Genomic DNA, 18,198 nt, shown 5'->3' on the forward strand with positions numbered 1-18,198 from the left:
AAGTAAATGTGTGTGGTATTGATCGCCAAGGAAAGCCAAATGGACTCTTTTCCTTATCTTTGCAAGATGCAGCAATCATTTGAAAATTTTAAATTCAATAAACAGATCTTAAATGCGATAGCGGAGGCGGGGTATCAACACCCGACCGAAATCCAAGAAAAGGCAATTACCCCCATATTGGCCGGACAGGATGTGATGGGAATCGCTCAAACGGGAACTGGAAAGACGGCGGCGTTTGTTCTGCCTATGCTGATGAAGCTAAAGTATGCTCAAGGAAGTGATGCACGGGCGTTGATTTTAACACCGACAAGAGAGCTAGCCATGCAGATAGACGAAAATATCAAACTATTTTCTACTTATCTCGATTTGCGTTCAGTGGTTCTCTATGGCGGATTAGGACCAAAAACTCAGATAGAGACGCTCGAAAAAGGAATAGATATAATCGTGGCGACACCAGGTAGATTTTTAGACCTGTATCTCGAGGGGCATATTGTTGTCAAATCGCTCAAGTTTTTGGTCTTAGACGAAGCAGATAAAATGATGGATATGGGCTTTATTAGTAAAATCCATCGCGTTTTGGAAATCGTACCCCGCAAACGTCAAAACTTATTGTTTTCGGCTACCATGAGTGAACTCGTACGGAAAATAGCAGGTGATTTCTTAGCGTTCCCGACCGTAATTGAGGTGTCAGAACAAGCCACACCAGCAAAGACAGTTAGTCAGGCATTGTATGTTGTTCCCAACCAAAAGACAAAATTGAATTTACTTCAGCATCTTCTGAAAGATGATGAAGCCTTTAGCCGATTGATTGTTTTCTGTAAAACAAAGCAAGTTGCGGACAACGTCTTCCACTTTTTGGAGCGTAAATATGGTAAAGATGAGGTTCGTGTTATTCATGCCAATAAAGGTCAGAATACACGTATCAATTCTATCAATGCATTCAAGGAAGGAAATGTTCGTATTTTGGTCGCGACTGATGTCGCTGCGCGTGGGCTTGATGTTTCGAATGTGAGCCATGTGATTAATTTTGAAGTCCCTATTGTTATTGAAGACTATGTGCACCGTATTGGACGCACTGGACGCGCCTTTAATGAAGGTGATGCAATTACGTTTTGTAATGAGGCTGAGAAGTATTACGTTCGTAAGATAGAAAAGTTAATCAAGCAAAGTATACCTGTATATCCAATCCCTGAAGATGTCTTTATAGAGAAAACACCTTTTCATGAAAAACAAGACATTGCGCGCGAGATTGACAATCAGAAGCGAAAAGACAATCCAGATTTTCAGGGTGCTTTTCACGAGAAAAAATATGTTATCAAACAGAAAGAGGTCCGAGATGCACAGCGCGCTTCCGGATTTAAACCAAAAGCAAAAAGTAAAAGTAAGTCTGCAGGCGGAAAATCGGGAGGAACTAATCGTAATTTTAAAAAACGCTAATTTATTACTTCGTGCGCTTTACTCCACTAAATATCGCTAGTGCAAGCCTTGTTGCCTGGTTTGTCATGGAAAATTCCGCTGATGAAAAGGCGCTGTTTACTTGGGGTGCATTTATCCTACTGTTGCTGATATTCACCCTAGTTGATATCGCATTTAGGGTCTTTGTAAAGCAAAATAAAAAGATGTGGTTATTACAATTAGCTTTTTTGGTAGTTGTTTGTGTGACCAGTTTAATTGTCAAAGTAACTTTTGCGTAAGAAATCAAATTAAAAATAATAGACAGGTTATGTCTTGAATTATTGGAGAATATCACCATATTACGAAACATAGCTCAATATAAATAGTTCAAATAATATTTAAGATGAAAAAAGCTGAAATAAAACTACAGGTAGAATTAGATGAAAACAACGTGCCTGAAAATATCATGTGGTCGTCTACAGATGGCAATAGTGCAGAGGAGTTACCTGCAAAAGCCATGTTTCTAGCCTTATGGGATTCACATTATAAGAATTCAATGCGTATCGACCTTTGGACTAAAGATATGCCCTATGATGAGATGAAGCGTTTTTTCTATGAGACTTTGCAAACATTGGGAGACTCTTTTATCCGTTCTTCAGGAGGCGATCCGATGGCGGACAAAGTTATTGGTGACCTACGTGACTACTGTGCGCATTTTGCCGATAAAATGGAAGTTTTAATGCCGCAACAGTAGGTTTATAACGTTTAATAATAAAATTTGACCATGCAGTACTTCTTAGTAAAATCTGAACCATTTAAATATAGCTGGGAGCAATTTAATAAAGATGGACGCACCTTCTGGGATGGTGTCCGCAATTATCAAGCTAGGAATAATATCAAAGCGATGAAAGAAGGGGATCTGGTTCTATTCTACCATAGCAATGAAGGAAAGGAAGTTGTGGGTGTAGCCAAAGTAGTAAAGGAATTTTATCAAGATCCAACAACAGATGATGAGCGGTGGGTTGTAGTTGATCTGGAACCTGTAGAGACACTGAGTACCTCAGTTACACTAGAAACTATTAAGGCAGATGAGCAGTTGCAGGATATCGCCTTGGTGAGACAGGGACGTTTGTCTGTTATGCCGCTTAAACCTGAAGAGTTTGATCGAATTTTGGCACTTGGCAACGCGTAGGCTATCGCGAATGAACAAGACCAACATATGCGATATAATTAAAAAAGGGAAAACGTTGCGTTTTCCCTTTTGCTTTTTTAAACAGTATGTGAACAAACAAAGTTAGGCATCAGTTCTTTTGGCTAAAAAGGTTGACCAATGCTTGTAATTTTTTTGCATTTTCCGGCTTTAATTTCCCTGCAAGAATGAGACGCAGTTCTCTTCGCTGTAATGCATCTTCATATGCTTTGCGTTCTGAATCTGTTTCTGGAATTAATAGCGGTACCGCTTTAGGATTATTATCCGAATCAACAGCAACAAAGGTATAATAGGCTTCGTTTGTTTTTACACGGGTGCCTTCCGGTAAATTAGATGCGAAAATTTCCATGCGTACTTCCAAAGAACTATTAAACGCGCGTGTTACTTGAGCTTGTATCGTGACGACCTCACCCAGTTTAATGGAGCGCTTAAAAGATACATTGTCAACAGATACTGTTACGACGACATTGCTACAGTGTTTTTGAGCAGCAATAGCCGAACAGATATCCATCCAATACAATAAACGGCCACCCATCAAATTTCCAAATGTATTGGTATCGTTGGGTAATACCAATTCGTTCATCTCGGTGTATGACTCTCGCGCAAATTTCTCTATCATATCATTATTTGTCATTATCGTCCAAATGTTTTGAATTGATTATCTATGCTAGCCAAAGCATCCGTAAATGACGTCGGCACATAACCCAATTCAGCGTTAGATCTAGTCAGATCAAAGCCTGTCTGCCGTGGCCTGTTTTCTGCCTGTCCAATGCTGGCAGCGCTGATCTCCGAAATCAATCCTTTATCTAGCTGCCAGTAGTCCGCAATTTGGTAGACAGCCTCATGGATTGACATCAGCTCAGCACCTGAAATGTGAAACATTCCCTGCGCCTCTCGGTCAATTGCGAGTTGACAAGCATAAGCCAAATCATCCACAAAGGTAGGCATTCTCCATTGGTCATTGACTACTTTTATGGGCTCATTTTGTGACAACTTACTTTTAGCCCATAATACAAGATTGGAACGGTTGGGGTCAGCATTGATTCCGTAGACTAATATCGTCCGTAGGATAGCATATTTACAGCCAGACTGCGCAAGCACTTGTTCGGAAGCATATTTACTCTTGCCATATTGACTTTGCGGATTGGGAAGATCTGTTTCAATGTAAGGTGCATTTTTTTTCCCATCAAAAACAAAGTCTGTAGATAAGTGAATCAATTGTGTTTGTTGCTCAGCACAATAGGCGCCGAGATAGCCAACAAGATCGACATTAAGCAATTGACAAGTCGCTTGATCTGCTTCACAAGCTTCTACACTCGTCATGGCTGCAGTATGGACAATTGTATCAAAAGTTTGCGCAGACAAAAAATCTGTTAACTGTGTACGGTCCAATAAGTCTACTTGAAAGAAAGCGTAATCCGCTTGATTCGGGTTTCGGTTTGGACCTTTTGAAAGAGCAACAACATCATATTTGTCATTGCTAGCAAGTAAATCAACGACTTTTTGACCAAGGAATCCATTGGATCCTGTCACTAGAATTTTTTTCATCAACAATAATTAAATGATATCCAAGCACCTGTTCATAGAGACTCATTTACGCTATCTCAAGTGCGCTGTTTAGTTTATTTGTGTATATCTACAAAGCGGCTTATCTATTCGTGATGTAGCATTTGTGCAGACAAAAAGTTAAAGTGTCACATTTCGCTAAACGTCAGTCCGCTTTTTATTGTTTAATTGGTCCATACAAAATCCATTTTATTGGATTGTTTCATAATATTTTCAACTACTGTTTTTTCAAGATCTAATATGGATTTTAAAGCGTTGTAATCGATTTTATCGGCATCATCAGTCGGCATATGGTAGTCTGGGTGTCCGCCCGTATGGAAAAACAATACCGGTATATTCTTTTTGTAGAATGAAGTCTGGTCAGAGCCGCCATTCCCATCCCGGCTTAGATTAAATTTTATAGGTGCCTGAATATCTTCGAATATCGCTGGCCATTGGCTACTTGTTCCGTAACCGATTACAGCGAGACCATTGCTGGGATTATAGCGACCAATCATATCCATATTGAGCATGGCTGTGATTTTTTCCAAGGGTAGGGTAGGGTGTTCCGTAAAATATTTAGAACCAACTAAGCCCAGTTCTTCTGCGCCGAAAGCAATAAACAGTAAGTTGTAGGCTTCTTTTTTATTGTTGCTGCTGAAATAACGTGCGAGCTCTAATAAGCCAGCAGTGCCAGAAGCATTATCGTCGGCTCCGTTATGTATTTTGCCTACCCCTAAGGAATCTTTTGAACTTCCTTGGCGGCCTGTTCCAAGATGATCGTAATGTGCGCCTATAACCACAGTTAAAGCTGCGCCATTATCAATAAAACCAATGATATTATCTGCCTGACGAATGCTGTCATCAACTTTTACTTTCCATACTTTCGCCTTGAAGGATTGGCGATACCCTTTTTCACCTTTGGGCTGAAGTTTGTATTTTTTAAATTCCTTTTCAATGTAATCTGCGGCTTTAAATACTTCCTTACTGCCTGTTCCCCTGCCTTTCATTTTGTCGTCGGCGAGGAAGTAGATATGTTTTTTTAAGTTGGAAACTTCAATCTGTTGTGCCTGCGCCGTTTTGATTCCGATTAAGCAGCAGAGTATCAGAAGTAGGCTGATGTTTTTCATGTTAATAGCAATGTTTAAGTAGTTTCGCGTATTATATATACAAAAATAAAAGCCTTGAGATTAACAAGGCTTTAGGGATATTTCGTTAATCTTCAACGATTTCACTATGGATGCTCGATTTCTCTTCTTTTTCCGTTTTAAAATACCGTTTTTGAAATAAAAGAATCAAAATAACCCCTACAGAAATCGCAGAGTCTGCAATGTTGAATACAGGTCGGAAGAACAAGAATTCTTCACCGCCCCAAAACGGCACCCAGGAAGGGAAGTTGCCCTGAATCAAAGGAAAGTAAAGCATATCAACTACTTTTCCATGAAGAAAGGATGAATATCCACCTCCTGCCGGAAATAGACTCGCTTTATCATACCAGGTGCTTTCACTAAAGATCACACCATAAAAAGCAGAATCTATGATATTTCCAAGCGCACCAGCAAGAATTAAGGCCACATTTAAGATAAAGCCTCGATTATATTTATTCTTGATCATGTAATGTAGGCCGTATCCAATCCCTGCTACGGCAAGAATGCGAAATACCGTCAAAAACAATTTGCCATAATCGCCGCCAAATTCCATGCCGTAAGCCATTCCATTATTTTCAATAAAATGAATCTGGAAAAATTTGCCCAAGATATGGTGGCTTTGCCCAATTGTCATGGTTAGCTTAACCCAGATCTTCGACAATTGATCTATTAAAAGAATCGCGACAATAAGTGCGATCGGTTTTGTATAACCCTTCATTGTGTTATAAAAATGGTCTTTGCCTAAGCAAAGACCATATATTTAATGCCTAAAATTAATATTGTTTGTTTTTCGCTTCGATGCTCAGAGTCGTATGTGGAACAGCTTTCAAACGTTCTTTTTGAATCAGTTTTCCTGTTTCTCTACAGATACCATACGTTTTGTTCTCGATGCGCACCAACGCTGCTTCAAGGTTGTCGATAAATTTCTTTTGACGAGCAGCCAGCTGATTAGTTTGCTCTTTTTCTAAAGTAGCTGAACCGTCTTCCAATGTTTTGTACGTTCCAGCAGTATCGTCAGTACCATTAGCATTACTGTTATTAAGCGTTGCGGTCAACGAGGAAAGCTCTTCTTTTGCTATTCTAAGCTTGTCTAGGATAATATCTTTGAATTCTTGTAATTCTGAATCGCTATAGCGTGTTTTCTCGTTGTTGTTTGCCATAATTTAATTTTTTTGGATTAATGCCTTAAGTTCTTTGCCATCGATCTCGATGGTCTCTCCTTCAGTTAGTGAATCTTCAAATACCAATGAATCGGCCAGAATTTCGGTGCAAATATACGATAAATTTTCGTTGGCAGCATTGATCACTTCAGTAGCAGCTGTTAACTTTACGTTAATTCTATCCGTTACTTCCAATCCCTTTTCTTTCCTTAGATTTTGTAGACGGTTAATCAGTTCTCTTGATAGACCTTCTTTTTTCAATTCTTCAGTAATATATATATCTAATGCTACGGTCAATTTGCCTAAATTTGCTACCTGCCATCCCTCAACGTCTTCAGCTATAATTTCTACATCGCTCAGTAGAATCGTATATGGCGTGCCTGTTAGGGCTAATTCGCCTGTTGATTCCAACGTGCTAATTTGATCTATAGTCAACGATTGGATAGACGAAGAAACTAACTTCATATCCTTACCAACTTTCGAGCCAAGAGCTTTGAAATTTGGTTTTATTTTTTTCTTGATAATACCAGTAGTATCTGTTATGAACTCGATATCTTTAATATTGGTCTCAGAAAGTATTAGATCTTTCACTTTTTCTACCTTCTCTTGGAAAGCACTATCAAGTACCGGAACCAAAATTTTATTTAATGGTTGACGTACATTGATGGAGGTCTTCTTACGCAGCGAAAGTGTCAAAGAGGAGATGTCTTGTGCTAAAGACATACGTTCTTCCAATTCTTTATCGACCAAAATCTCGTTGTATACTGGGAAATTGGCTAAGTGCACAGACTCAACCTGCTCCTTGTTCGTGGCTGCATTCAAATCCAAGAATAACCGATCCGAAAAAAATGGCGATATTGGCGACATCAATTTCGCTATCGTATTAAGACAGGTATAAAGTGTTTGATAAGCAGAAATTTTATCTTCTGAGTAATCGCCCTTCCAGAAGCGACGACGGCAAAGCCGAACATACCAGTTGCTGAGATGTTCATCAACAAAGTTTTGGATAGCTCGTGCGGCTTTTGTAGGCTCGTAATCAGCCAAGTATTCGTCTACTTGTTTTGTCAAGGAATTTAATAAGGAGATAATCCAACGGTCAATTTCAGGACGTTTTTCCAAAGCAATATCTGGTTCTGAATACGAGAACTTATCGATATTGGCATACAATGCAAAAAAGGCGTAGGTATTATATAAAGTACCAAAGAATTTACGACGGACTTCATCTAAGCCTTCCATATTGAATTTAAGATTGTCCCAAGGCGCGGCATTACTGATCATATACCAGCGAGTCGCGTCTGCACTGTATTGATCGATTGTCGAGAATGGATCAACACCGTTGCCTAAGCGTTTGGACATCTTGTTACCATTTTTATCCAATACCAAGCCGTTGGAAACTACATTTTTGAACGAAACCGATTTGTACATCATCGTTGAAATCGCATGCAAGGTAAAGAACCAACCCCGTGTTTGATCAACTCCTTCAGCAATAAAGTCTGCAGGGTAGGCATGATCAAATCCAGCTTTAAAAGGAAACTCTTCCCCTTTAGCTAATTTTTCGTGATCCAATCCCCATTGTGCATAAGGCATTGCTCCCGAATCAAACCAGACGTCGATTAAGTCAGGTTCACGGAACAACTTTTGGCCAGCGTCGGAAACAAGAACGATGTCATCCACATAGGGACGATGTAAATCCAATTGTTCTGTGCCAAACTTATCCAAGTAAGCTTTGTTTTTTGCTTTTTCTTCATCAGACAAAATAGCTGAGGTCAAAGAAACTTCCAATAAGGATTTTAATTCAGGTAAGGAGCCTATACAGACCTCTTCATTTTCGTCTTCTGAACGCCAGATAGGAAGTGGAGTTCCCCAGTAACGCGAGCGTGAGAGGTTCCAGTCTACCAGGTTTTCCAGCCAGTTACCAAAACGTCCTGTACCAGTTGCTTCAGGTTTCCAGTTGATGGTCTTATTTAATGCAACCAAATCTTCCTTCACTGCGGTTGTGCGAATAAACCAGCTATCTAATGGATAGTATAGAACGGGTTTGTCTGTACGCCAACAGTGTGGGTAGGTGTGCTCATATTTTTTAACATCGAAGGCTTTATTGTCCTCTTTTAATTTGATAGAGATCAATACATCCGTTGGTTTAAAATCTTCTTTTGAACGTTCCTCTGGACTATAATATTCCTCTTTAACAAATCTTCCGGCAAAATCTGTAATTTCACTTACAAAACGGCCCGTACGGTCAACGGTAGGAACTTCTTTTCCATTTTCATCTTTTACCAAGATGCCCGGTACACCATGTTCTTTCGCTACACGAAAGTCGTCCGCACCATAAGTAGGAGCAGCGTGGACAATACCAGTACCATCTTCGGTGGTGACAAAATCACCTGGGATAACGCGGAAGGCATTTTCTTGTAAGTCCTCGTTGGTGATATAAGGCAACAATTGCTCATAGCGCAGGCCTACAAGCTCTTCACCTACAAATTCAGCGGCAAGTTCCCAAGGAATTACTTTGTCGCCCAATTTATAGTCCTGGAAGGATGCATTTTCTCCTTCTGCTTTAAAATGCTTACCGATTAAATCTTTCGCCAATATAACAGATACAGGAGCGCCGGTATATTTATTGAAAGTTTTAACCTTAACATAGTTTATTTTCTTGCCTACAACCAAAGCCGTGTTGGATGGTAAAGTCCATGGTGTGGTCGTCCAGGCGATAAAAGCGACATCTTCGGCTTCATCGTCAACTAACTTTTCTATCGCTGGATGAAGCTGACTTTTGATCAGTCTAAATTCGGCAACGATGGTCGTATCCTTCACATCTTTATAGGTGCCTGGTTGGTTAAGTTCATGTGAACTCAATCCAGTACCTGCGGCAGGGGAATATGGCTGTATCGTGTAACCTTTATACAAAAGACCTTTCTTGTAAAGCTCTTTCAATAAATACCATAAGGTTTCGATATACTCATTTTTGTAAGTAATATAAGGATGTTCAAGGTCAACCCAATAGCCCATTTTGGTAGTTAGGTCATTCCATACATCGGTATATTTCATTACTTCCTTACGGCAGGCATCATTATATTGTTTTACGGTGATTTTTTTACCGATATCCTCTTTAGTGATACCAAGAGCTTTTTCGACCGCAAGTTCAATGGGCAGGCCATGGGTGTCCCAGCCGCCTTTTCGTTTCACTTGGTAGCCTTTCAAAGTCTTGTAACGGCAGAAAATATCCTTAATCGTACGGGCCATCACGTGGTGAATCCCTGGCATTCCATTTGCAGAAGGTGGACCTTCAAAAAATGTATAGGTCTTGCTCTCAGGACGGTTATTGATACTTTTTTCGAATATTTTTTCCTGTTCCCAACGGGTCAAAATCTCTTTACCTATCTCGGGTAAATTTAACTGCTTATATTCTTTGTACATCAGACTGTTGTATGCTTCTTTTCTAAAGGTCGCTAATTTAGTGATTTATGATGGAAAATGAAAGAGGGCTTTGTAGTGGTAATATCATTAAGTTGCAGAGAACTTTATAGCATCTAACGTCTGTCAAATGGCAAATAGGATGGCGACAGCTGCAACAACAAAGGGACTACCCATGGCAGTCCCTTTATTATTTCATTCGTCAATAAATGCTGTTATGCAGAGAAGCTGCTTCCGCATCCGCAAGTGCTGGTTGCATTCGGATTATTGAATGTGAAGCCCCGTGCATCGAGCCCTGATTTAAAGTCGATTTCCATACCTGCAAGATATAAGCCATGTGCTTTGTTCATAAAGATGCGAATTCCTTGGATTTCGTATTCGTTATCACCATCCTTTTTTTGATCAAAGCCCAAGATATAACTCATTCCCGAACAACCGCCACCTTCGACACCTACGCGTAAACCAAAATCATCAGAGATTTCTTGTTGATCCTTTAATTTATTCAGTTCCTTGATTGCCCCTTCTGTCAACGAAACAGGAGCAACTGCTGTATGTTCTGTACTCATTATAATAATTTTTTTAGCCAATCCAATACAAAAATACACTTTTTTAGTGGCAAATCGCTTGATATGGATTTTTTGACATTTTCGAAACATTCAGTTTTTCGTGTGCATATTTAGCCCATCGTGCCGTATAATGTTCCTTGCCTAATTAGGTAATTTGCATAAATAAGTTGATTTCGCTAAGAACATTTAATAAAATATGGCTTTTTGTCGATATTCTTTATGGAATATGCTATCTTTGAGGCATTAAAATAAACTACAAAATTTACTTTACAACATTTAAAAACAATGGAAAGAGATCAAGCCATTTTTAATTTAATAGCTGATGAGCTTAAACGCCAAGAAGAAGGTATTGAATTAATTGCTTCAGAAAACTTTGTTTCAAAACAAGTGATGGAAGCTGCTGGTTCAGTGTTGACAAATAAATATGCAGAAGGCCTCCCAGGAAAACGTTACTATGGAGGTTGTGAAGTTGTGGATGAGATTGAAACCATCGCAATTGATCGCGCAAAGCAATTGTTTGGTGCAGAATGGGTAAATGTTCAACCTCACTCTGGTGCACAGGCAAATGCCGCTGTTTTTTTGGCAACCATCAAACCTGGCGACAAAATCTTAGGCCTTGATTTATCTCATGGTGGTCACTTGACACATGGTTCACCAGCTAACCTATCTGGTAAGATCTATCAACCATTATTTTATGGTGTAAAAGAAGATACTGGTTTAATCGACTATGAGCAATTGGAAGAAACAGCACTTCGCGAAAAACCTAAAATGATCATCTGTGGTGCTTCTGCGTATTCTCGTGATTGGGACTATGCACGTATCCGTAAAGTTGCAGACGAAATTGGAGCTATCGTGATGGCTGATATTTCTCACCCTGCTGGTTTGATCGCGCGTGGTTTATTAAACGACCCACTTCCACACTGTCATATCGTTACGACAACGACACACAAAACGCTTCGTGGTCCACGTGGCGGTATGATTATGGTCGGTAAAGATTTTGAGAATCCTTGGGGTATCAAAACACCTAAAGGTGAAATCCGTACAATTACGCAACTATTGGATCTGGCTGTATTCCCAGGTACACAAGGTGGTCCTTTGGAGCATACCATTGCTGCGAAAGCAATCGCATACGGTGAGGCTTTATCTGATGATTATATGGAATATATCGTTCAGGTGAAGAAAAATGCAGCGGCATTGGCACAATTCTTTGTAGAAAGAGATTACAAGATCATCTCTGGCGGTACAGACAATCACTTGATGTTGGTGGATCTTCGCAACAAAGATATTTCTGGTAAAGAAGCAGAGGCTGTATTGGGCAAAGCAGGTATCACGACAAACAAAAACATGGTTCCTTTCGATACACGTTCTCCTTTTGTGACTTCAGGGGTACGTTTTGGTACAGCTGCCATTACAACACGTGGTATTAAAGAAAATGAAATAATACAGATCGGCGAATTGATCGATGAGGCATTGAAAAATGCATCTAACGATGCCCAACTGGATTTGATCCATGGTAAAGTAAGAGCAATGATGGCTGAATTCCCATTGTATAAATAAGACATTCCCCTAGGAATAAAAAAAGCGGAATTACCGATAAGGTGGTTCCGCTTTTTTATTCCTTTTTCTAAAGCTATTCTCAATGTCATGTTTACGATATAAGTACCTATCAACTTAACCTATCATAGGAATTTTATACTTATCTGAGCCGTACTTTAAACAGTTCTTATAGGGATTCCGAATGAGGTCCCTATTAGCTCCCTACAAAGTACCAATTATATAACGCACTGGGACCGTGTTGTCCTTCTTATGTGCTACTGCTATTTTTAGTTTGTTTTGTGGTGGAGGAATTGCCGTAAGAGCGGCGTTTTGGAAATGGGGAGAGGAAACTTATTTTTAAATGTTAAAAAGTCTTAAAATAAAATGTAATAATTTGATTACTCATTTATTTTGCTGTAATTTGATTCGTGATTAATTAATTGTTTTACAATAAGAAAGGATAGGTTATACGACAAACATTTACATTTTAACACAGAACTGATAATTTATTTGCGAACTGCTAAAAAAGTAAGTGACGTATGAGACTTTTAAAAAGTAAAAGCGATCAAGAGTTGATCCAAATGTATGTCGGTGGCCAAGAGTCTGGCCTAGAGGCATTGTTGAATCGATATAAATCGAAAATTTATACCTCTATATATATGAAAGTGAAAGATGAATATCTTGCTGAAGATATTTTTCAAGAAACTTTCATTAAAATCATTAACACACTAAAATCAGGTAAATATAATGAGGAAGGGAAGTTTTTACCTTGGGCTATCCGTATAGCACATAATATGATTGTTGACTTTTTTAGAAAGGCAAAGCGTGCTCCGAATATTGTAAATGCTGATGGGTTTGATATTTTTGAGGTTCTCGAATTTAGCGACGAGAGTGCTGAGTCAAAGATGCTAAAAAAACAGGTCGATGTGGACCTCAAGAAAATGATTCAAAAGCTTCCCGATGATCAAAAAGAAGTGCTCATTATGCGGCACTTTTGTGATATGAGCTTTAAAGATATCGCAGAAATCACCGAAGTAAGTATCAATACAGCTTTGGGAAGAATGCGTTACGCACTGAGTAATTTACGTAAGATGATCGAAGGTACTGATCTTACATTACAAATGGGGTATTTGTAATAACTAAGGGCGTTAATCGCCCTTAGTTATTATCCCCTTTTTCTATCCTCTGCTCAATTATACGGCTATAGTTCCAGCCTGCAAAAGTAGTTTTTTAAAAAGCATTAGTTGTATAATTTTACCCGCCAATTGATTTAGTCTATTTCCGAAAGGCATACTGTAAGAACGGCTTCTTGTGTATTGTTAGAACGCGAGGAGGTTAGTTGAAACCTAATATGATGGTAACTTATTTAAAGTCATGAGGTAAATATGTCATGTGGAGATCAGAAGAATATGTTCTTTTTGTCAGGTCAAAGAGTTTTTTTATCTTAGAAGTTTATGTAAATGCCTTTTTTCAAGAACTGGAATAAGGTTTGATAGTCATATAATAACTATAAAAACGATTAAATAGCTATGTACTTGATTTTATTCATTGGGATAATGGTGGTGAGCCTGATTGTCCAAACAAGATTCAAAAACAAATTTAAGAAATACGCTGAGATGCCATTGAATAATGGGATGTCCGGAGCTGAGATTGCGCAAAAAATGTTAAATGATAACGGTATATATGATGTAAAGGTATTATCTATCCCAGACCGTTTGGGAGATCACTATAATCCGTCAGATAAAACCGTGAATTTAAGTCCCGAAGTTTACAGTGGTCGTAGTGTTGCAGCTGCAGCAGTAGCGGCGCACGAATGTGGTCACGCTGTACAGCATGCTAAAGCTTATAAATGGCTGGGATTTCGTTCGGCAATGGTGCCCATGGTAAATGCTGCCTCCAAGCTGACATCTTGGGTGTTGATGCTTGGTGTTATGTTGTTTGCTTTTTCTAAAGGTGGTAATCCATGGCTTTTAGCGGTCGGTGTAGGCGCATTGGCTATTACGACTATATTTTCTTTTATCACCTTACCTGTAGAGTTTGATGCTTCAAACCGTGCATTGGAATGGTTAAACCATGCTGGCGTGACTTACAACGGAGAAGAGCATGAGGGGGCAAAAGATGCTTTGAAATGGGCAGCGATGACGTATGTGGTAGCGGCATTAAGTGCGTTGGTGACACTTTTGTATTATGCCTCAATTTTATTTGGTGGCCGTAGAAGTGATTAAATAGAGGTAGTGTACTTTTTTTACATAAATGCGATTATTTTTTATAGTCGCATTTTTTATGGCGTGTTAATGAGGTTACTATAGACAATTTTTTTAACTTTGCTGTTTATATAGAATAAGATTCAGATTTTATGTTTTCAAATCTTCAAGATAAGTTAGATAGGGCCTTTAAAGTATTAAAAGGACAAGGTAGTATTACCGAGATCAACGTTGCAGAAACGATGAAAGAAATTCGTAAAGCGTTGTTGGACGCCGATGTGAATTATAAAACTGCCAAGACTTTTACCGACGATGTTAAACAAAAAGCTTTAGGTGAAAATGTACTGACAAGTATATCGCCGGGCCAATTGTTGACAAAGATCATGAACGATGAGTTGACTGCTTTGATGGGCGGGTCTGTTACGGAGCTTGAAACTGGGAAAAATCCAACAGTTATTTTAATTGCGGGATTGAATGGTGCTGGTAAAACAACGTTTTCAGGTAAGTTGGCGTTGTATCTTAAAGATAAAAAAAATAAAAAACCATTGTTGGTTGCCGGTGATGTTTACCGTCCCGCTGCGATCGATCAATTGGAAGTACTTGCAGAGCAAGTGGGGGTACCAGTTTTTGTGAATCGTGAATCTAACGATCCTATTGCTATTGCAAAGGCCGGTGTTGAGGAAGCTAAACGTAATGGAAACAATGTTGTAATTATTGATACAGCTGGTCGTTTGGCAATAGATGAGCCTTTAATGGTAGAAATTACTGCTGTTAAGGAAGCTACAAAGCCTGATGAGATCTTATTTGTTGTGGATTCAATGACTGGTCAGGATGCAGTTAATACAGCAAAAACATTTAATGACCGTTTAGACTTTACAGGAGTAGTCCTGACTAAGTTAGATGGAGATACACGTGGTGGTGCGGCATTATCTATCAAATCTGTCGTGAATAAGCCTATTAAGTTTATTGGTACGGGTGAAAAGATGGATGCGCTGGATGTATTCCACCCGGATCGTATGGCTTCCCGTATTTTGGGAATGGGTGATGTCGTGTCCTTAGTAGAGCGGGCGCAACAGCAATTTGACGAGAAACAGGCTGCAGAACTTCAAAAGAAAATCCGTAAGAATAAATTCGATTTCAACGATTTTAAATCCCAAATTCAACAGATTAAGAAAATGGGTAATATGAAAGACCTTATGGGAATGATCCCAGGTGTCGGTAAAGCAATGAAGGATATTGAAGTCGATGATAATGCATTCAGACCCATTGAAGCAATTATCGATTCTATGACTCCCTTCGAACGTGAAAATCCAGATGTCATTGATCAAAAACGTCGTTTACGTATTGCAAAAGGATCAGGTACTGATATTAATGAAGTGAATAAATTATTGAAACAATTTGGTGATATGCGTAAAGTCATGAAGCAGATGTCTAATCCAGCGATGGCCGCTAAATTGATGCGTAATATGCCCAAAATGCCGGGAAAAATGTAATTTTTTAGAGAATAGTTACATCATAATGGGGCATCGTATCAATACGGTACCCTATTTTTTTGTGCCTTAATTTTTGGATGATTACGCTGTTCATTCATCCGATTGTGTGATTACATTGTGAGCCGCATTAGGCGGATGTTGTGGTATACTTCTGTTTATTTTGTAGGATACAAACGGTTTTTAAAGAAATAATTTGTAATTTCAAGTTCCTCACCCGAGTGAACGAAATATTTGTTAAATTTGTAATCATTATGGATGACCCCGCGCAATTATCGGAATACGGCAAAATCCTTATCATTCTTCTGATAGGGGCGCTGTTAGTCTGTGCGACCATTTTTCTGGCACGTCTAATCTCTCCCAAAAAGAATAATCCGATAAAATCCGGTACTTACGAATGTGGAGAGGAACCAATTGGTTCATCTTGGGTTCAGTTTAATCCGCGCTTTTATGTTATTGCCCTCGTTTTTTTACTTTTTGATGTAGAGCTTATCTTTATTTTTCCATGGGCTACTGTATTTGGACAATCGGAATATATTGCAGCAGATGAAAGATGGGGGTGGTTTACTATGATCGAAATGGCCATGTTTATTGGTGTTTTAATCCTAGGATTGGTGTTTGTATGGAAGAAGGGGGATTTGGAATGGGTTAAACCGCAAGTATCGCCGCCGAAAGTCCCCGTATGTATTCCAGATAGCGCCTATGCGAGCTTAAATAGTAAAACATATCAGCTGCGCGATTATGTAGTGGTAGCAGATGAAACAGTAGTTGGAGAAGTAGTAACGGCAAACGAAGTCGTCTCTGTTCCTAAGCCAGCTTTTAAACCGCGATTTAAAAAACCTGAATAAGCATGAGTCTAGATAGTCAATTGCAAAATGATGGTGTTATTGTTGCCAAATTAGATGATTTACTCAACTGGGCAAGGCTGTCGTCCATGTGGCCGATGAGTTTCGGTATTGCCTGTTGTGCCATAGAAATGATGGGAGCAATGGCATCTACCTACGATTTGGATCGGATGGGCGTCTTTCCAAGACCTTCTCCTCGGCAATCCGATGTGATCATTATCGCCGGGACAGTCACCTTCAAGATGGCTGATCGCATTAAGAAATTGTATGAGCAAATGCCTGATCCCAAATATGTTATTTCGATGGGGTCATGTTCAAATTGCGGTGGCCCGTATTGGCAACATGGGTATCATGTCGTCAAAGGAGTGGATAAAATCATTCCTGTAGATGTGTATGTTCAAGGGTGCCCACCTCGGCCCGAGGCGCTGATCGGAGCTTTTATTGAATTGCAAAAGAAAATAGACAAAGAAAGCTTACTTGGAGAACAGTTGTTCAAAGAGAAAGCTTAAAAAGATAAAATTTATAAGATTTAAATCAATTATGGCAAAAGATTTTTATGGCGAACTGCAATTAGGTATTCTTGGCGGTGGACAACTGGGAAGAATGTTAATCCAGGAAGCCATTAATTACAATGTAAACGTTCATGTATTGGATCCCGATAAGAATGCTCCTTGTCGCAAGTTGTGCAATAGATTTGAATGTGGATCATTGGGCGATTTTGAAACGGTCTATAATTTCGGTAAGGATTTGGACATGATTACGATCGAGATTGAGAAGGTAAACGTTGATGCGCTGGAAAAGCTGGAAGGTGAAGGAGTGATCGTTTATCCGCAATCACGTATCATTCGTCTAATTCAGGATAAAGGTTTACAAAAGCAATTTTTTAAACAAAATGATATACCGACATCTACATTTCAATTGATATCCAATAAGGATAATATGATGAATGCTCCATTGAACCTGCCTTATATCCAAAAATTACGTCGGGACGGATATGATGGCAAGGGGGTAAAGAAGATTGTCACACAGCAAGATATTCAAGATGCTTTTGAGGAGCCAAGTTTAATTGAAGAATGGGTAGATTTTGAAAAGGAAATTGCTGTTATTGTTGCCCGGAATGATAAAGGAGAAGTTTCTACCTTTCCAATGGTGGAAATGGAATTCAATCCACAAGCAAATTTGGTTGAATTTTTGATCGCTCCTTCTTTGTATGGTGTGGAAATACAACAGCGAGCGGAGATGATTGCAAAGAAGATCGCAGACGATCTACAAATTGTCGGAATATTGGCCGTAGAGATGTTTCTAACAAAAAACGGCGATATTTTAGTTAATGAATTGGCTCCGCGTCCACACAATAGTGGCCATCAGACCATTGAGGGTAATTATGTGTCGCAATTTGCACAACATTTAAGAGCCATATTTAATCTACCACTGGGGGATACGCGCTGCAGGACGAATACAGTTATGATTAATCTATTGGGTGAAGCGGGCTATGAAGGGTTGGCTAAATATGAGGGTGTTGAAGAGGTACTTGCTATGGAAGGTGTATATATCCATCTCTATGGCAAGAAATATACGAAGCCTTTCCGTAAAATGGGGCATGTCTGTATTATCAATGACGATCGGGAGAAAGCCATTTCCAATGCGAGAAAAGTACAAGAAATATTAAAAGTTAAAGCTTAAAA

At 39.2% G+C, this 18,198-nt stretch carries 17 protein-coding genes; 10 read left to right on the forward strand and 7 right to left on the reverse strand.

Features of this window, described 5'->3' with window-relative positions:
- Positions 1-66 precede the first annotated feature (66 nt).
- From B3E00_RS18030 to B3E00_RS18040, 3 genes are all read left to right on the forward strand, one after another.
- Complete coding sequence (locus tag B3E00_RS18030) at positions 67-1,437, forward strand: DEAD/DEAH box helicase (protein ID WP_293879613.1); 1,371 nt, start codon at positions 67-69, stop codon at positions 1,435-1,437.
- Positions 1,438-1,798: 361 nt separating this feature from the next.
- Entirely contained in the window at positions 1,799-2,149 is a 351-nt protein-coding gene (gene gldC / locus B3E00_RS18035; protein WP_293939583.1) for a gliding motility protein GldC, read from the forward strand.
- 30 nt (positions 2,150-2,179) lie between these two features.
- The gene (locus tag B3E00_RS18040; RefSeq protein WP_293939584.1) at positions 2,180-2,587 is read left to right on the forward strand and encodes an EVE domain-containing protein; all 408 of its coding nucleotides are present in this window, start codon (positions 2,180-2,182) and stop codon (positions 2,585-2,587) included.
- A gap of 109 nt (positions 2,588-2,696) precedes the next feature.
- Here B3E00_RS18040 and B3E00_RS18045 read toward each other — a convergent pair whose 3' ends face one another.
- From B3E00_RS18045 to B3E00_RS18075, 7 genes are all read right to left on the reverse strand, one after another.
- Positions 2,697-3,224 (reverse strand): acyl-CoA thioesterase, encoded by a 528-nt coding sequence (locus B3E00_RS18045; protein ID WP_209578574.1) that lies wholly within the window; start codon positions 3,222-3,224, stop codon positions 2,697-2,699.
- Positions 3,225-3,238: 14 nt separating this feature from the next.
- Positions 3,239-4,153, reverse strand: coding sequence for an SDR family oxidoreductase (locus tag B3E00_RS18050; RefSeq protein ID WP_293939585.1), 915 nt, complete (start codon positions 4,151-4,153; stop codon positions 3,239-3,241).
- A gap of 182 nt (positions 4,154-4,335) precedes the next feature.
- Positions 4,336-5,280 carry a M20/M25/M40 family metallo-hydrolase gene (locus B3E00_RS18055; RefSeq protein WP_293879619.1) on the reverse strand — a complete coding sequence of 315 codons (945 nt, stop codon included), beginning with the start codon at positions 5,278-5,280 and terminating at the stop codon, positions 4,336-4,338.
- A gap of 85 nt (positions 5,281-5,365) precedes the next feature.
- Positions 5,366-6,016, reverse strand: a complete 651-nt coding sequence (locus tag B3E00_RS18060) for a lipoprotein signal peptidase (RefSeq protein WP_293879620.1) — start codon at positions 6,014-6,016, stop codon at positions 5,366-5,368.
- A gap of 55 nt (positions 6,017-6,071) precedes the next feature.
- Positions 6,072-6,458 (reverse strand): TraR/DksA family transcriptional regulator, encoded by a 387-nt coding sequence (locus B3E00_RS18065; protein WP_046674049.1) that lies wholly within the window; start codon positions 6,456-6,458, stop codon positions 6,072-6,074.
- 3 nt (positions 6,459-6,461) lie between these two features.
- Positions 6,462-9,875 carry an isoleucine--tRNA ligase gene (ileS, locus tag B3E00_RS18070; protein ID WP_293879621.1) on the reverse strand — a complete coding sequence of 1,138 codons (3,414 nt, stop codon included), beginning with the start codon at positions 9,873-9,875 and terminating at the stop codon, positions 6,462-6,464.
- 212 nt (positions 9,876-10,087) lie between these two features.
- Positions 10,088-10,438, reverse strand: a complete 351-nt coding sequence (locus B3E00_RS18075; RefSeq protein ID WP_046674047.1) for a HesB/IscA family protein — start codon at positions 10,436-10,438, stop codon at positions 10,088-10,090.
- Between the two features lie 285 nt (positions 10,439-10,723).
- Here B3E00_RS18075 and glyA point away from each other — a divergent pair, with 285 nt between their 5' ends.
- The 7 genes from glyA to B3E00_RS18110 all read left to right on the forward strand — a co-directional run bounded on the left by glyA (position 10,724) and on the right by B3E00_RS18110 (position 18,196).
- Positions 10,724-11,995, forward strand: a complete 1,272-nt coding sequence (gene glyA, locus B3E00_RS18080; RefSeq protein WP_209578569.1) for a serine hydroxymethyltransferase — start codon at positions 10,724-10,726, stop codon at positions 11,993-11,995.
- A 518-nt stretch (positions 11,996-12,513) separates the two neighbouring features.
- Complete coding sequence (locus B3E00_RS18085; RefSeq protein WP_293939586.1) at positions 12,514-13,110, forward strand: RNA polymerase sigma factor; 597 nt, start codon at positions 12,514-12,516, stop codon at positions 13,108-13,110.
- Between the two features lie 393 nt (positions 13,111-13,503).
- Positions 13,504-14,199 carry a zinc metallopeptidase gene (locus tag B3E00_RS18090; RefSeq protein ID WP_209578567.1) on the forward strand — a complete coding sequence of 232 codons (696 nt, stop codon included), beginning with the start codon at positions 13,504-13,506 and terminating at the stop codon, positions 14,197-14,199.
- A gap of 131 nt (positions 14,200-14,330) precedes the next feature.
- A complete protein-coding gene (gene ffh / locus B3E00_RS18095; RefSeq protein WP_293879623.1) occupies positions 14,331-15,671 on the forward strand; it encodes a signal recognition particle protein in 1,341 nt (446 codons plus the stop codon).
- A 251-nt stretch (positions 15,672-15,922) separates the two neighbouring features.
- Positions 15,923-16,516 (forward strand): NADH-quinone oxidoreductase subunit A, encoded by a 594-nt coding sequence (locus B3E00_RS18100; protein WP_293879624.1) that lies wholly within the window; start codon positions 15,923-15,925, stop codon positions 16,514-16,516.
- A 2-nt stretch (positions 16,517-16,518) separates the two neighbouring features.
- Positions 16,519-17,022: an NADH-quinone oxidoreductase subunit B gene (locus B3E00_RS18105; RefSeq protein WP_209578565.1), complete on the forward strand. Its 504-nt coding sequence runs from the start codon at positions 16,519-16,521 to the stop codon at positions 17,020-17,022.
- A 31-nt stretch (positions 17,023-17,053) separates the two neighbouring features.
- Entirely contained in the window at positions 17,054-18,196 is a 1,143-nt protein-coding gene (locus B3E00_RS18110) for a 5-(carboxyamino)imidazole ribonucleotide synthase (RefSeq protein ID WP_209578564.1), read from the forward strand.
- Positions 18,197-18,198: the final 2 nt, after the last annotated feature.

The sequence above is a fragment of the Sphingobacterium sp. UBA5996 genome, from assembly GCF_002429765.1.
Taxonomy (GTDB): Bacteria; Bacteroidota; Bacteroidia; order Sphingobacteriales; family Sphingobacteriaceae; genus Sphingobacterium.

Bases quoted from the DNA above. Each gene is read 5' to 3' on its own strand.
- B3E00_RS18090 (WP_209578567.1), top strand. From the start codon at position 13,504: ATGTACTTGATTTTATTCATTGGGATAATGGTGGTGAGCCTGATTGTC.
- glyA (WP_209578569.1), top strand. From the start codon at position 10,724: ATGGAAAGAGATCAAGCCATTTTTAATTTAATAGCTGATGAGCTTAAA.
- B3E00_RS18065 (WP_046674049.1), bottom strand. From the start codon at position 6,458: ATGGCAAACAACAACGAGAAAACACGCTATAGCGATTCAGAATTACAA.
- ffh (WP_293879623.1), top strand. From the start codon at position 14,331: ATGTTTTCAAATCTTCAAGATAAGTTAGATAGGGCCTTTAAAGTATTA.
- ileS (WP_293879621.1), bottom strand. From the start codon at position 9,875: ATGTACAAAGAATATAAGCAGTTAAATTTACCCGAGATAGGTAAAGAG.
- gldC (WP_293939583.1), top strand. From the start codon at position 1,799: ATGAAAAAAGCTGAAATAAAACTACAGGTAGAATTAGATGAAAACAAC.
- B3E00_RS18050 (WP_293939585.1), bottom strand. From the start codon at position 4,153: ATGAAAAAAATTCTAGTGACAGGATCCAATGGATTCCTTGGTCAAAAA.
- B3E00_RS18045 (WP_209578574.1), bottom strand. From the start codon at position 3,224: ATGATAGAGAAATTTGCGCGAGAGTCATACACCGAGATGAACGAATTG.
- B3E00_RS18085 (WP_293939586.1), top strand. From the start codon at position 12,514: ATGAGACTTTTAAAAAGTAAAAGCGATCAAGAGTTGATCCAAATGTAT.
- B3E00_RS18040 (WP_293939584.1), top strand. From the start codon at position 2,180: ATGCAGTACTTCTTAGTAAAATCTGAACCATTTAAATATAGCTGGGAG.
- B3E00_RS18105 (WP_209578565.1), top strand. From the start codon at position 16,519: ATGAGTCTAGATAGTCAATTGCAAAATGATGGTGTTATTGTTGCCAAA.
- B3E00_RS18100 (WP_293879624.1), top strand. From the start codon at position 15,923: ATGGATGACCCCGCGCAATTATCGGAATACGGCAAAATCCTTATCATT.
- B3E00_RS18055 (WP_293879619.1), bottom strand. From the start codon at position 5,280: ATGAAAAACATCAGCCTACTTCTGATACTCTGCTGCTTAATCGGAATC.
- B3E00_RS18110 (WP_209578564.1), top strand. From the start codon at position 17,054: ATGGCAAAAGATTTTTATGGCGAACTGCAATTAGGTATTCTTGGCGGT.
- B3E00_RS18060 (WP_293879620.1), bottom strand. From the start codon at position 6,016: ATGAAGGGTTATACAAAACCGATCGCACTTATTGTCGCGATTCTTTTA.
- B3E00_RS18030 (WP_293879613.1), top strand. From the start codon at position 67: ATGCAGCAATCATTTGAAAATTTTAAATTCAATAAACAGATCTTAAAT.
- B3E00_RS18075 (WP_046674047.1), bottom strand. From the start codon at position 10,438: ATGAGTACAGAACATACAGCAGTTGCTCCTGTTTCGTTGACAGAAGGG.